The 14,155-nt window shown below is 58.2% G+C and carries 12 protein-coding genes; 11 read left to right on the top strand and 1 reads right to left on the bottom strand.

All coding sequences use genetic code 11. The annotated features are described in order from the left end of the window. Positions 1-34: 34 nt before the first annotated feature. Positions 35-292, bottom strand: coding sequence for a 30S ribosomal protein S20 (gene rpsT, locus IPH10_03870; protein ID MBK6910058.1), 258 nt, complete (start codon positions 290-292; stop codon positions 35-37). Between the two features lie 177 nt (positions 293-469). Here rpsT and IPH10_03865 point away from each other — a divergent pair, with 177 nt between their 5' ends. From IPH10_03865 to sucC, 11 genes are read left to right on the top strand one after another with little or no spacing between them, the layout of a single operon-like run. After that, positions 470-1,195, top strand: coding sequence for an NAD-dependent deacylase (locus IPH10_03865; protein MBK6910057.1), 726 nt, complete (start codon positions 470-472; stop codon positions 1,193-1,195). Beyond that, complete coding sequence (locus tag IPH10_03860) at positions 1,176-3,446, top strand: tetratricopeptide repeat protein (protein MBK6910056.1); 2,271 nt, start codon at positions 1,176-1,178, stop codon at positions 3,444-3,446. The genes IPH10_03865 and IPH10_03860 overlap by 20 nt, the downstream gene beginning before the upstream one ends. Before the next feature lie 11 nt (positions 3,447-3,457). Next, entirely contained in the window at positions 3,458-4,258 is an 801-nt protein-coding gene (locus tag IPH10_03855) for a phosphatidate cytidylyltransferase (GenBank protein MBK6910055.1), read from the top strand. Next, the gene (locus IPH10_03850) at positions 4,255-4,998 is read left to right on the top strand and encodes a ubiquinone/menaquinone biosynthesis methyltransferase (GenBank protein MBK6910054.1); all 744 of its coding nucleotides are present in this window, start codon (positions 4,255-4,257) and stop codon (positions 4,996-4,998) included. Before IPH10_03855 ends, IPH10_03850 begins: the two co-directional genes overlap by 4 nt. A 7-nt stretch (positions 4,999-5,005) precedes the next feature. Continuing rightward, the gene (locus IPH10_03845; protein ID MBK6910053.1) at positions 5,006-7,252 is read left to right on the top strand and encodes a ComEC/Rec2 family competence protein; all 2,247 of its coding nucleotides are present in this window, start codon (positions 5,006-5,008) and stop codon (positions 7,250-7,252) included. Next, positions 7,249-7,881 (top strand): ribonuclease HII, encoded by a 633-nt coding sequence (locus tag IPH10_03840; GenBank protein MBK6910052.1) that lies wholly within the window; start codon positions 7,249-7,251, stop codon positions 7,879-7,881. Before IPH10_03845 ends, IPH10_03840 begins: the two co-directional genes overlap by 4 nt. A 22-nt stretch (positions 7,882-7,903) precedes the next feature. Continuing rightward, the gene (locus IPH10_03835) at positions 7,904-8,248 is read left to right on the top strand and encodes a YraN family protein (protein ID MBK6910051.1); all 345 of its coding nucleotides are present in this window, start codon (positions 7,904-7,906) and stop codon (positions 8,246-8,248) included. Beyond that, positions 8,235-9,947, top strand: coding sequence for a lamin tail domain-containing protein (locus IPH10_03830; protein MBK6910050.1), 1,713 nt, complete (start codon positions 8,235-8,237; stop codon positions 9,945-9,947). The genes IPH10_03835 and IPH10_03830 overlap by 14 nt, the downstream gene beginning before the upstream one ends. Beyond that, on the top strand, positions 9,944-11,941 hold the full coding sequence (locus tag IPH10_03825; GenBank protein ID MBK6910049.1) for an ABC-F family ATP-binding cassette domain-containing protein: 1,998 nt from the start codon (positions 9,944-9,946) through the stop codon (positions 11,939-11,941). Before IPH10_03830 ends, IPH10_03825 begins: the two co-directional genes overlap by 4 nt. Positions 11,942-12,001: 60 nt before the next feature. Next, positions 12,002-12,958 carry a carbamate kinase gene (locus tag IPH10_03820; protein MBK6910048.1) on the top strand — a complete coding sequence of 319 codons (957 nt, stop codon included), beginning with the start codon at positions 12,002-12,004 and terminating at the stop codon, positions 12,956-12,958. A 29-nt stretch (positions 12,959-12,987) separates the two neighbouring features. Beyond that, positions 12,988-14,154, top strand: a complete 1,167-nt coding sequence (gene sucC / locus IPH10_03815; GenBank protein ID MBK6910047.1) for an ADP-forming succinate--CoA ligase subunit beta — start codon at positions 12,988-12,990, stop codon at positions 14,152-14,154. The last annotated feature ends 1 nt before the right edge of the window (position 14,155 follow it).

Below are 14,155 nucleotides of genomic sequence, written 5' to 3'. Positions count from 1 at the left end.
GAGCTCACCGGCTCGGCGGGGGGCGGAGTAAGTACTAAGAATTCAGGCTATTGGCAGCGCGCGCCAGACGAGCTTTACGGCGCGCCGCAGTACGGGGATGAAGAATACCCCGGTCGGCCATACGATCCAGTACCGAAAACGCTTCGGACAATTTGGTCACCGCAACAGCGGCATCGGCAGCCTGCGTGACTCGTTTTTCGACGGTTCGACAACGAGCGCGGTCCCGGCGATTCCTCTCCCGGGCCTTGGTGGCCGTGCGCATCCGCTTTTCGCAAGATTTGTGTTGTGGCATTTTGTCCGAAAATTCTTATCTTATTGTAATTGCTACCCCAAACGCTGGGCCGACCAAGTGGATCGGCGGACTGGTCAGCGTGAAGTGCCGCAATATAAACATGCTGCGAATCAAAGTCAAGTGAAAAGTTTCACGGCACCGAGCCGATTACAAGACATCTTATCGGATTGCCGCCGCATGGCCATATTGACCGGTGCCGGCGTGTCTGCGGAATCCGGTCTTGGTACTTTTCGGGGGAAGGAAGGCATTTGGAACAAGATGCGGCCTGAAGAGTTGGCAAGTATGGCGGGATTCATGGCGAATCCTGAGCTTGTCTGGGAATGGTACAGCTATCGCCGTTCCGTCCTCGCCGAGGCCAAACCCAATGCCGCGCACATTGCGCTCGCGGAGTGGCAGCGGCACATGAACGACTTCACGCTAATCACGCAGAATGTGGATGGCCTGCACCAGGTAGCCGGGAGCCGTGATGTCTTGGAACTGCATGGCAACATCCGTGTCAACCGATGTCTGAAATGTGGTCAGGAAACCACGGACGATCTCCTACACCAGCCGATCGGAATTCCGCGTTGCCCGTGCGGCGGGTCGTACCGCCCCGGAGTTGTGTGGTTTGGAGAAATGCTGCCCGAAGATATCCTGACGGCAGCGTTTCACGCCGCGGAGTCGTGCGATCTCTTTTTGACCATTGGCACGTCGGCGGTCGTCTACCCGGCGGCATCGCTGCCCGAGATTGCGCTGGAAAACGGCGCACATGTTATCGAAATCAATCTTGAACCTACGCAATTCAGCCCACGCGCCACGGTTTCGATCCACGAACCCGCCGGTGCCGCGGTTACTGCCCTTTTTCTCGAGTGGAAGCGGCTTCGCGCCGCGCAACAATCTGCCGATGCCCAAGATAGAACGTAGACTCATTACCCGTACCGCGTGGATCGTGATCGGCACGCTGCTACTAAGCGGTTGCGCCTATTACAACACGTTTTACAACATCAAGAAGGACTTTCGCGCGGCGGAGCGCCAGACGAAGCGTGCTCAGCAAGGCGCGCCCCGCGGTTCACAGCCCGGCGGCGGCAGCGCGACAGGAATTCCGGTGCAGCAATACCAGGGGATTCTCCAATCGTGCAGTAAGCTCCTCGAGTTTTATCCCAATAGCCGCTGGATAGATGACGCGCTGATGGTTATGGGCGTAAGCTACTACCGCACTGAGGAGTTCGCACGCGCGGAGCGGAAGTTCACGGAGCTTGGAACGATTTTCCCGAACAGCAGGCACGCGGAAGAGGCGGTTGTCTGGCGTGCACAAGCGTTGTTGGCCCAGAACATGAGCGAAGCCGCGGAGAATGTGCTGCTCGGTGCGCAGGACAATCTAAAGACGACTCCCGCGATTGCTGGAGCGGCCCGCACTTTGGCGAAGATAGCCGCCGAGCGCAAGCAGCCGGAGCAAGCCGTTGAGTATCTTGAGCGAATCCGGGAGATATCCTATGACCGCGACGAAAAGGCATCTGACTTTCTAACCCTTGGGCGGTCCTATCACATCTTGAATCGTCGTGACGAGGCGCGCACGGCGCTTGAGCGGTGCTTAGGGTTGACACGATCCGCTGATGAGGCCTTTGAGGCTCGGTCGCTGCTGGCGCAGATGGCGGCCTTGGACAAGAATTACGATTTGGCGCGCGACTACTTACGGCCGCTTGAATTTGACCGTCGGTTTATTGACCGCGCTCCGGATGTTCGATTGGAAGCGGCAAAGGTGGAGGCCGAGGCAGGCGATCCATCTCTGGCCATCCGGATGATGGAGGAGTTTTGTTCAACATCGAATCCCGGCGAAGCTAAGGCCCGTTCATACTACCTGCAAGGCCTCGTGGCGCGCAACAAGTTAGGCGATCTCGAGTTGGCGCGCGCTAAGTTTGATAGTGTCCCCGGTGCCGGCGCGCCGCGGGCGCTGCAAGATTCAGCGCGCAACGAAGCTCGCCAATTGGAATCCGGGCTGGACGCGCTGCAGCATATTCCAATTTTGCGGGACAGTTTGGCGATCCTTGATCAAGCGTTGCAGGATCTGCCGAGTGAAGACGCTCCAAAAGAAGATTTTCCCGAGACGGTTTCAGATTCTCTGCTTCCGGTCGCCGATTCGGTGCACAGTGAGATCGTTTCGCCGGATACTGCGGTTCTCGTCGAAGAGCTAATTGGTGACGTGTTGGTCGAGCTCAGTGACTCTGTGGCCGGGGACGCCGTCTTAGATACGGTCTCGACTCCGCCGTCGGCCGAAAAAGAAATTACGGAGATGACGCCGGCGGAGATGCTGGCCGATTCGATCATGCGCGCGTTGACGGTGCAGGATTCCTTACGGCAAGCGGCTCGCGCGGCGCGAGCGCCGGACACTGTTCGAGTCGGTGATGAGCAGGCCGAGGCGCCGAACAGACCGCGTGTTGTGTCGCCTCGTGAACTGTACACGATGCAGCGTCTTTCGGCGGCTCGCCGGTTGGTGGCCGCGCATCTTGACGCCGCTTCGTTCTATGAGACTGTATTGTCCGCACCGGATAGCGCCATGACGCAACTTGAATCCGGCGTTGCTGTGGCAGGCGCCGGGGATGAGCATTGGCGCGCCGTTGTCCAACTTGGGCTGAAACTTATTAACGCAAACGCCGATGAGACCCGAGGCACGGCCCTCTTACATGAAGCCGCGGAGGCGGAAGAAGCCTTGCTGCACGTCAGGAATGCAGCACGCGATGCGCTTGGCCTCGCGCCGTTGCAGGCACCCAAGACAGATCAGGATCTCGAGTTCGACCGTGTCGAACGGGGGTTTCTCGCGGGCGATCCGCTGGAGGAAGTTGTCAACGGCTATCGGGCGGTTGCGGCTTTAGACAGTCATTCGGCTGCGGGTGCGCGGGCGCTGCATGCCCTGGCGTATTTACTCGAGTTTCGGCTCGCGCGTTACCCCGAGGCGCTTGCGATTCACACCGACATCGTGCGGATGTTTCCCGACTCAGGTTTCACGGCCGTTTCTCGGGTGAAGTTGACGGATCCGGATACAAGTTCAATTTTCTTGTTGAGTGACGAGGCACTGCAAGCACAAATGGTGCCTGCATTCGAGATTCTGCGAGCAGAATCCGACTCGTCCGGCTGGCCGCCGGAAGAATCCTCTTTACGCGGACGCCGGTTCGAATAGTGTCCAATTTGGTGCAACGACTGCTCGCTGCGGCCATCGGCATTCCTGTTCTGCTGCTGGCGGCGAACTATGGCGGCTACTGGTTAATGGCACTCATCGGCGCCTTGCAGTTGCTGCTGCTGCATGAATGGCGTGGCTTCGCGAACGCGGCAGGTGTCCCGTTGGGCACGGCGGCCCTGCTCTTCGCTCTTTTGGGTTTTGACCTGTTCATTTTCGGGCACGGCGCGAAGACCGCCACGGGTGAAACCCTGATCGCGGTCTATGTATGGGTGTTGCTGGTTGTGTTTCAACGGGAACGGCGACCTCTGCTGCAACTGGGGTACGGCGCACTGTACTTGATCTATGCCGCGCTTCCCATAGCTCTGTGGTATCACCTGGCTGAGTACTCGGATGCCATCCGGCACAGTCGATTGGGCGCGTTAGGGATTTTGTTTGCGGCGACCTGGTTGTGCGATTCGGGCGCCTACTTCGGTGGGCGCTTGCTTGGTCGGCACAAGCTATATCCTCAGGCGAGCCCGAATAAAACTGTTGAGGGCGCAGTCTCAGGCCTCCTATTTGCGGCGCTGCTTCTTCCCGCATTGCAGATGCTCAATCTTGCCCGCCCGCTCCCGTACGACTACTGGATACTGCCGCTGATTGTCGGCATCGCCGGCCAGATCGGTGACCTGATTGAATCGCTGATGAAACGCGAAGCGGGCATAAAGGATTCTTCGCAAATTATCCCCGGTCATGGCGGGTTCCTTGATCGTTTCGATTCGCTGCTCGTTTCGTCACCTCTCTTTTTAGCCTATCTATTCTTATCTACTCCGTGACCACTCCGCCTCAATCCGCGGGTCCCGCCCTGCGCTCAACGGTCGCCGCCGGTGCGAATCCGCAAGTTGTTGAGATGTTTAATCGCATCTCTTCCACCTATGACCGGTTGAACCGCATCTTTTCGTTAGGGGTTGACCGTAGCTGGCGCAGACTGGCCGTGCAATCGCTCAGGCTCACGCAGGACATGCGAGTTCTGGATTGCAGCGCAGGCACGGGGGACATGGCTCTCGAGGCGCAGAAACAATGTCCAGGCGTACATACTACGCTCCTCGATCCGGCTCCGGGAATGCTCGAACTGGCGGACGTCAAGGTTCGCGCCCGGGGGATTCAGCACTATGATCTGGTCGTCGGTGCGGCCGAACAATTGGCTTTTCCTGATGCCAGCTACGACCGCTATATGGTGGCGTTTGGCATTCGAAATTTTCGCGATCTCGAAGGCGGTTTGCGTGAATTGCATCGCGTGCTGAAGCCCGGCGGGCAAGGGGTGATATTGGAATTCACACCGGATCGTTCGGCCGTTATTGACCGGATCTTTAAAATGTACATGTGGTGGGTGATGCGGCCCTTGGGTGGAGCGGTTTCATCAGATCCGGAGGCCTACAAGTATCTTGCTGAGACGATTCAGCGATTCCCATCGTCTTCGCGGCTGCTGGAGGTGTTTAAGTCGGCGGGCTATTCCAAAGTGGATGCGAAGCCCCTGTCGTTGGGAATCGCCACACGCTTTCTCTTGACGAAGTAGTACACGCATGGCACTGCGGCCGGAAATTCGGCTGGCTGATGTACCCGCGCTGGGGCTGGCGGTCGCGGGCTTGGGTGGCGTGGCGCTGGCTCTATTTGCAGGTGGAGTTGTCGGTTTACCGTTAACCGTCGGTGTGTCGGTTGCGGCTGTGCTGTGTCTGCTCTTTGCGAGTTCCCGCCGTCTTGCGGCATTGATGGTCTACGTCGTATTCGCCGTGGTTGTGGGACAGCGCGGTTCGAGCGAACTTGCGCGAACGGAGCGGGCCAGTTTGCTGACCTTCTCAAACGACACCGCCATTGTGGTCTGCCGAGGCACCGTGGTGTGGTACGATGAGCCGATGGCATCTGGCCGTTCAGTCAATTTCTGGTTAGCCGACGTGCAGTTGCGCAGTGACAGCCAGTCGGTAGACCTTCGGACATTACGTGTGCGATTGAGCGTACCAATCACCGCAGCAGCTACCGTCAACATAGGCGATGTTGTCGCGGGCTTCGTCCGTGTGGAGAGCCTGAACGCTCCGGTGAGTTCGTTCTCAGATCTGTGCTGGTCGCTGCGAGAGCGACTGGGCGCTCGCGCCAGGTTAGCTGACGAGCAATCGCTGGTCGTTGTCGAAGGCGGCTGGAGTGCCCGGCGCGCTTTGCACGATGCTCGGTCCGGTCTTCTGGGCACTTTTGATCGGCATTTGCGTCCCGACGCCCGCGCCGTTGCGGGAGCTCTGTTGTTAGGCGAGCGCAACGCATTTTCGGCGGAGTTTCGTGATGATTTGCAAGTGACAGGTCTCGCGCACTTGTTCGCCCTTAGTGGATTGAACACGGGACTGTTGGTTTCGCTGTGCTGGCTGTTGCTGTCGTGGTTGCGAGTTCCGCAACGAACACGTTATATTTTGCTCCTGTGCCTGCTGGCCATCTACGCTGCATTGGGTTTGGGCGTCCCATCGCTCATCAGATCCTCCATAATGGCAGGCATGATGATCACGGCCCGCCTGCTTCACCGCCAAGCGCATCCGCTGAATCTGTTGCTGTTTGCGGCGGGAGTCGAACTTATGGTTTGGCCGCTGCACGTATTGGATGCGGGTTTCCACTTGAGCTACCTGTCGCTTGCCGGGATTCTCATGTCTTACACGGTCTTGAAGCAGCCGCTTCAGGACCTTCTGCGAACGCCACGCCGCGGGTTCGGCGCGCATACGACTGAAATTCTCTCGGCCACGGTTGGCGCCCAGATCGCCACGGCTCCCATTGCGGCGCTGCTCTTTGGTCGTGTTCCCGGAGTCGCCATCGTGACGAATCTCGTCGCCATACCGCTGTTCTCGTTCTTGCTCGTCCTCGTGCTGCTCTTGCTGGCCTTTGATCCCATTTCCCTGTCTGTGGCATCCGCGATCGGCCGGACGGTAGAAGGCCTGGTTGGCATTTTCATCGCGGTGACCGGCTGGACGGCCACGCTCATAGGCGCGAGTTTTGTCGTTCCACAGCAATTGTGGAGTGCTACTGTTGCGCTACTGCTTCAACTGGCAGCAGTGGCAGTTGCGGCCGCTGGTCGGATTCGGCTGGCGATGATGCTCGTCCTGTTAGGATTGAACATCACGTTGTGGTCGCCGCGGCTCAGCGAAAGGTCGGCCGCTGAAGTGGCGCAAATAGGCTCGGAATCGAGCGGCCTGCTTCTGGTTAGGGTGGGGGACTGTAACGGCGTGATCGGTTGCGGTAGTGAGTGGTCTGAATCGCAATCGGCGTCGGCGTTGCGCTCGGAATTTGCACGCCAGCATCTCAGCCGATCTGACTTTCTCATCATCCCGTCGCGCGCCGCAACGATGATTGGCGGTGCTCCGACCGTGATCCAACTGGCTCAACCTGAATTGGCGATTGACGTCTCAGCACCGCGGCTGACACTCACATCAGCACGGTTAGACGCGGTATTGCACGAGCAGGGCGTTCCGTTGCACCGCGCAATCCCCGGTGAGCGTTGGCAGATTGGCGCCGTGCTGCTGGAGGTTCAGAATTTACGTAGTGCTGGCGACGCATGGGAAATCTCGCTGATGGCTCCGGATTCTACATCGGTTATCGTGACGAATCTCTCGGCGGCCATGGAGCGCCTGTCGCCAGCGTCCGCAGATTCATCGGTGGGCACAATTGTGATCGCCTGGCCCATAAAAGATGCGCAGGGAACACGGTGGGTTCAGACCGGCAAAGGCTGGAAGCAAGTCTTGAGCGGGGGCATGCGGGCCGCAGAAATGTGGGCAATCCCGACCGACAGATACGTATGACCACGACCACACTCATACCGCTGCGAAATGAACGCATCGAGACCGACCTGTCGGCTAACGGCGTGACATGCATCGTTGGCTGCGATGAGGCCGGGCGGGGGCCGTTGGCGGGTCCGGTCGTTGCCGCGGCGGTGGTCTTCGCCGACAATGAGTATCTTTGGCGCGGACAGGACTCAAAGAGCCTCAGGCCTGCGATGCGTGAGGCTTTGTACGATGAATTGACCATGCACCTTCGCTGGGCCACGGCCCAAGTAGAGCACAGCGAGATTGATCACGTCAACATACGCGTGGCCTCTCTACTCGCCATGCAGGCAGCGGTACGGAAACTGGGCTGTGACACCGGTGTGATTTTGGTGGACGGGCGGGATCGGCTGCCGGAATTTCCACAGAGTCGCGCAATTATTGATGGCGATGCGTTGGTGGCGACGATCGGAGCCGCTTCAATTATCGCCAAAGTGACCCGTGACCGACTGATGCAGAGCTATCACCTCGTCTACCCGCAATACGGATTTGATCGGCATTTCGGATATCCTACCGCGGCGCATCGGGCAGCGCTCAAGACGTTTGGACCGTGTCCGATTCATCGCAGGAGCTTTCGCGGTGTTCGCGAATTTGTGGAAGCTCCTTAAGGGCAACCGCGACGCGCCAAGCGTGCGGGCGCGTGGCACCGCGGGCGAGGACCTCGCCGTGCGGCACCTTGAGCAACGCGGTCTGCGTGTGCGCGACCGGAACTGGCGCTGCTCTATCGGTGAGATTGACATTGTGGCTCAGTCCGGCCCGACTCTGGTGATTGTCGAAGTGAAATCGGCCGGCCGGGAGAGTGAGTTCAAGCCTGAGGATCGCGTGAACCACAGCAAGCGGACAAAACTCCGCCGACTGGCTGCGGTTTACCTGAAAGCTCGCCGACTCGATCTGCCGGTTCGGTATGATGTCATCGCCGTCGTTTGGGACAATGGCGAGCCGAGAATAACACACTACGAAGATGCATTCGCTTAAGTCTACTCTGCTCTTGCTTCTGTTCCTTGCGGCGTCGCGCGAATGCGGCGCCGTCGTGGTATTGAACGAGATCATGTTTGATCCGGACGGTGAAGAAGCGACCGACGAATTTCTGGAGCTCTACAACGACAGCGCGCTGCCCGTGCAACTCGCGGGGTGGACGGTAAGCGACGGCGACGGATTGGACACGCTGCATGACGCCGGAATGGGCCTGCTGCTGGCGCCGCGACAATTTGCGGTGATTATTGATCCGGACTACATCGAGGACGGCAGCACAACCTATGATGGACTGGTTCCGAGCACTGCACTGATAGTCACCATTGGAACGAATACGATTGGCGGACGCGGACTTTCGAACAGCGACGGCGAACTTGTTACAATATACAACGCGAGCGGAAACGTCGTCAGTGAACATCGCTATGTTGTCGGCAACATCGAAGGTCATTCGGACGAACGTTTGCGCACAACCGCGCAGGAAGACTCCAGCAACTGGCGCGACAGCGAAGTCCTGCTCGGGACGCCCGGATTTCGCAATAGTGTCACACCGCCGGAACGTGACCTCGGCTTAACAGCCATTTCATTCGACCCGTCGGCGCCGCAAATAGGAGATGAGATAGAGCTTCGCGTCACCATCGAGAACCTTGGACTGCTGTTGGTGGACGGCCTGTTGACCTTGAGCGCAGATTCGCTCGGCATGGGTGATTTTCACGAACTGTCCAGCCAGGCGGTATCCGCTCTTGCACCGGGCGACTCCGCAGTCTCGCGTAGTTCCTTGCGGATGCCGAATACTGGACTGCTCAGTGTGGCCGCGGCACTAATCGTCACCGATGACGACAGCACAAACAACCGGCTCACAGATATTGTTACGACTGCGGAGCTGGCCGGCGGGCTGCGCATCAACGAGATCATGTACGCTCCCCTCGCCGGACGTGCCGAGTGGATCGAACTTACCGTCAGCGGTACGCGCCCCATTGCGACCGGCAACATCTGGTTTGCGGATGGTCAAGGCATAGGCGACACGACGGCCCGCAGACAGTTGCCCGAATGGTTGATGATGCCGGGCGATTTCGCGTTGATCGGTACGGATAGCGCCGTTCTCTTTGAAAATTTCCCGGTCGGCACTCCGCTGCTTGTGCTTGGAGGCAGTGACATTACGCTCAATAACTTGGGCGATTCGTTGGCGCTCTTCAACATTGACGGCAGCATCGTCGAACGTATTGATTATCGTCCGCAATGGGGCGACAATGTGGCCGGCGTTTCGCTTGAGCGTGTCGCAATCAGCGTGGACGGCAACGACGGCGTTAACTGGGGCGCATGTCGTGCGGCGGCAGGGGCGACGCCTGGTCAAGACAACTCACTTTCATTAAATTTGCAAAACCAATCCACGAGCCTGACTGCAACGCCTTCACCATTCACTCCGAACGGTGACGGATCAGATGACGTGTGCGCATTTCAATTCCTGACAGATAATCCGGGCCAACCGGCTGTCCTGCGAGTGTTTGACGTGCGCGGCAGAGTGATACGGCGGTTGGCGGCGACGGCGAACGAACAGGGAGCTGGGACGGTACTCTGGGACGGACGCGACGGCGATGGTGTTATGGCAAGCACGTCACGTTACTTAGTTCTGCTTGAAACAGGTGATGACGCCGGAGCGACGGCACGAGCGCGCACGACTGTGATATTGGCCAGACCACGATGAGACTTGTACAGTTAGAAGACACTGGAGTATTTTTCCCGGGCCGCACGCTATTCGAGTCCGTGAATTGGGCGCTGTTTCGTGGTCAGCGCGTTGGTCTGGTCGGCGTCAACGGCGCCGGCAAGAGCACGCTGCTCCGGATCATTGCGAACGAGTCGCAGGCCTCTACTGGAAGAATTGCTTGGACCCGCGATACGACCGTCGGCTACTTGCCGCAAAGTGGCATCGCATTTCGCGGCCGGGAATTGTTCGCGGAAGCGTGGTCAGGGCTCCCGGACATCCCACATTTGCAAGAACAGCTAGAATTGTCTCGCACGGCACTATCGCAGGCCCCGGACGACGCCGAATTGTTGGAACAGGTCGGCGTACTGGAGCATAGGTTCCACATGCTCGAGGGCTATCGTGCCGAGGCCAAGGTGGCGGCGATCCTGAGCGGCTTAGGTTTTCGTGAATCGGATTTTCACCGGCCGACCGAAGAATTTTCCGGCGGCTGGCAAATGCGAATTGCCTTGTCAAAGCTATTGCTGCGCGATCCCGACGTTTTATTGCTCGACGAACCAACCAATCACCTCGATCTGCACACGGTGGTGTGGCTCGAAGGGTTTCTGCGTGACTTCAGCGGCGCGGTCATTCTGGTCAGCCATGACCGCCGTTTTCTTGACGGGATGGTCACTGAGATCGCCGAACTCCAGAACGGTAAGCTGACGATCTATCCGGGCAACTACACGAATTATGAGTCGGGTCGCGAAGAGCGCATGGAACAGATTGCGCGCGAGCAAGCCAAGGTGGACGCCGAGCGCAAACACCTTGAGAAGTTCGTCGAGCGATTTCGCTACAAGGCCAGCAAGGCGACGCAGGCCCAGAGCAGATTGAAGCGGCTGGAGAAGCTGGAGGACACCGAGCAGCTCTCGACGACGAAGCGAATTCATTTTCGCTTCCCAGAAGCTGCGGCGTCAGGACGCTGGGTGCTGGAGTTACAGGGAACAGGGAAGAGCTACGGAGCGCTCAATGTATTCAACGACGTAGACTTACAAGTTGAGCGCGGCGAACGTATCGCCTTGGTCGGTGTGAATGGCGCGGGCAAGTCTACGTTGTGTCGATTGATCACGCAGCAGGAAGAACCGACGCACGGAAAAGTTATCCTTGGACATAACGTTAGTGTGGAGTTCTTCGCGCAGGAGGCCGAGAGCAGACTTAACTTGTCGGCGACTGTTTTGGAAGATGCTGAAGCTGACAATCGTTCCTTGAGTCAGTCCGGGCTTCGTGGTTTGCTGGGTGCATTCTTGTTTCAAGGGGACGATGTCTACAAGAGAGTCAGTGTTCTCTCAGGCGGGGAGAAGTCACGGTTAGCCTTGGCCAAGCTGCTCCTGCGCCCTGCGAACTTCCTGATTCTCGACGAGCCTACGAATCACCTGGATATGGCCTCTCAAGACGTATTGCTCGACGCGCTGCGACATTATGGTGGAACGCTGCTCGTCGTTAGCCACGATCGCTTCTTCTTGGACCGGTTAGTGACGCGAGTTCTCGAGATCGAGCATGGCCGGATGAGAAATTGGCCCGGCACTCTTTCTGAGTATCTCGACAAGAAAGGGCTGGCCGCACGGGCCGAAAGTGCGGAACGCAGACAGGAAAATATGGCTGGGACGGTGCGTGAAGACGATTCCCGGCCAAAGGACAAAGAGCTCAAGCGGCTCGAGGCAGAAATCCGCAATCGCCACTCGCAGCGGGCAAGAGAATTACGTGACCAAAGTGACAAGGCGCAGGCGCGAATCGAGAAACTCGAACGCCGCCAATCCGAAATCGAGGCCCAATTGGCTGATGAGCGCTTCTACCAGGACCCGGTCAAATCGAGCACGGTGTTAGCCGAATATAAGTCTGTGCGGGATGAACTGCCACGGCTCTATGCTCAATGGCAGGAGGCGGACACGGGATTGGTCGAGCTTGAAGATATTAAAAACGCTGAACTTGCAAAAGTTCGGATGGCTGGAATCGCTTGACAATCCACGCGAACGGTGCTATATTAATGTTTTCCTGTAACTAACCTGCCTTGAAGGGTCATGACGGTCGAATCTCGAATTGCCGTAGTCGCACTGGGCGGAAACGCGATTTCTTCGCCGGACGAACGGGACACGATTGCCAACCAGTTCAAGCACTCCCGCAGCGCGCTGCAGGGTGTGACCGAATTGTTGCATCGTGGCTATCGGTTGGCCGTAAGCCACGGCAACGGTCCACAGGTCGGCAATGCGCTCTTGCGCGTTGAGTTGGCCAGTGAGCGTGCGCCCGAGTTGCCGCTGGGTGTGATCGTGGCGGACACCGAAGGCGGCATGGGTTACATGATTGAGCAGTGCCTGCAAAATGTGTTTTTGCGCAAGGGTTATGGCAAGATTGAAGTCGTAACTCTGGTGACGCAGGTGGTCGTTGACCCGCAGGATCCGGCTCTCACCAATCCGAGCAAATTTATCGGTCAGTTTTATACGGAATCCGAAGCACAGCAGAAGGCCCAGGAATCAGGCTGGACTGTGAAGCCGAACGGTACCCGCGGCTGGCGCCGGGTTGTGGGCAGCCCGATGCCATTGGAGATTCTCAATCGCAACGTGATTCGCACGTTGGTCCATGCGGGGACCGTGGTGATCGCGGCGGGCGGCGGCGGCATTCCAGTGTATCGTGAAACGGACGGCTGGCTCGAGGGCGTGGATGCGGTGATTGACAAAGACCGGGCGTCGGCCGTGCTGGCGCGTGACATCGACGCGCACGATCTGTTTATTCTAACGGCAACTCCGTTTGTGTCATTGCACTTCGGTACGCCAGAGCAGCGCGACCTGAAACAGCTCAAGGCGACCGAAGCGCAGCGCTATTTGGATGAAGGCCACTTCCCGGCGGGAAGTATGGGGCCGAAGATTGAAGCCGCGATCAAGTTCCTGCGTGAGGGTGGCGAGCGCGTGCTGATTTGCGATTTGGAGAGATTTGTTGAAAGCCTCGACGGTGCTTCGGGCACCTGGATATTGCCGGATTAATCAGAACCTATTCGAATAAGTTATCGTACATGAAGATTCACGAGTATCAAGCAAAGCAGCTTTTGGCGCGCCATGGCGTGCCGGTACCGCGAGGTACGGCGGCGCTGACCGTTGAGGATGCTTTGACCGCTGGGCTTGCGCTGGGGAACTTCCCCGTTGTTGTGAAAGCCCAGATACACGCCGGCGGCCGCGGCAAGGGTGGCGGTGTGAAATTGGCGAAGAATGCCGACGAACTTAAGAGTCTCGCCGGCCAGATTCTTGGCATGCAGTTGGTTACGCACCAGACTGGCCCGGCAGGTCAGAAGGTGCAGCGCCTGCTGATTGAGCAGGGCATGAAGATTGACAAGGAATTTTACGCGAGTATTCTGCTCGACCGCGCCCAGTCGAAAGACGTGTTCATGGTCTCCACCGAAGGCGGCATGGACATCGAGGAGGTAGCGGCCAAGACGCCGGAGAAGATCGTGAAAGTTGCGATTGATCCGGCCACCGGATTTCAGCCGTTTCACGGTCGGCGTCTTGCCTACGCGCTTGGCCTCAGCGGTAAGGCGTTCAAATCGGCCTGCGTCTGTTTCGAGAAACTCTACCGTGCGTATTGCGCGTCAGATTGCAATTTGCTCGAGATCAATCCGCTGATCCTGTCTGGCGATGAGATTATCGCTCTGGATGCCAAGGTGACCTTTGACGATAACGCGTTGTTCCGCCATCCGGATTACGAAGAGCTGCGCGATCTGGCCGAAGAGGATCCGGCAGAAATCGAGGCCTCAAAGTCGAACCTCAACTTCATTAAGCTCGATGGCAACATCGGTTGCATGGTGAACGGCGCCGGGCTGGCGATGGCCACAATGGACATCATCAAGCTGCACGGAGGTGAACCGGCGAACTTTCTCGATGTCGGCGGCGGTGCCAATGCCCAGACCGTCGCGGCGGCATTCAAGATTATTCTCGCCGATCAGAACGTGCAGGCGATTCTCATTAACATTTTTGGCGGTATCGTCCGCTGTGACCGTGTGGCGGCAGGTGTGATCGAAGCGGCCAAGTCGGAGCATGTGCGCGTCCCGGTTGTGGTGCGTCTGGAAGGCAACAACGCCGAATTGGCCGGTCAGATGCTGCGCGATTCCGGATTGAACCTGATTGTCGGTGGCGATCTCACGGATGCTGCGGCCAAGGTTTGCGCGGCTGTGAAGGGAGGGAAGTAAG

It is taken from the genome of bacterium, assembly GCA_016702305.1.
In the GTDB taxonomy this organism is placed as follows: domain Bacteria; phylum Electryoneota; class RPQS01; order RPQS01; family RPQS01; genus JABWCQ01.
The sequence above is the reverse complement of the archived record's forward strand: the minus strand, read 5'-3'. Positions and strand labels throughout refer to the sequence as shown.

Coding starts and splice junctions, on each gene's coding strand:
- rpsT (MBK6910058.1), bottom strand. CDS start 292: ATGCCACAACACAAATCTTGCGAAAAGCGGATGCGCACGGCCACCAAG.
- IPH10_03865 (MBK6910057.1), top strand. CDS start 470: ATGGCCATATTGACCGGTGCCGGCGTGTCTGCGGAATCCGGTCTTGGT.
- IPH10_03860 (MBK6910056.1), top strand. CDS start 1,176: ATGCCCAAGATAGAACGTAGACTCATTACCCGTACCGCGTGGATCGTG.
- IPH10_03845 (MBK6910053.1), top strand. CDS start 5,006: ATGGCACTGCGGCCGGAAATTCGGCTGGCTGATGTACCCGCGCTGGGG.
- IPH10_03840 (MBK6910052.1), top strand. CDS start 7,249: ATGACCACGACCACACTCATACCGCTGCGAAATGAACGCATCGAGACC.
- IPH10_03830 (MBK6910050.1), top strand. CDS start 8,235: ATGCATTCGCTTAAGTCTACTCTGCTCTTGCTTCTGTTCCTTGCGGCG.
- IPH10_03825 (MBK6910049.1), top strand. CDS start 9,944: ATGAGACTTGTACAGTTAGAAGACACTGGAGTATTTTTCCCGGGCCGC.
- IPH10_03820 (MBK6910048.1), top strand. CDS start 12,002: ATGACGGTCGAATCTCGAATTGCCGTAGTCGCACTGGGCGGAAACGCG.
- sucC (MBK6910047.1), top strand. CDS start 12,988: ATGAAGATTCACGAGTATCAAGCAAAGCAGCTTTTGGCGCGCCATGGC.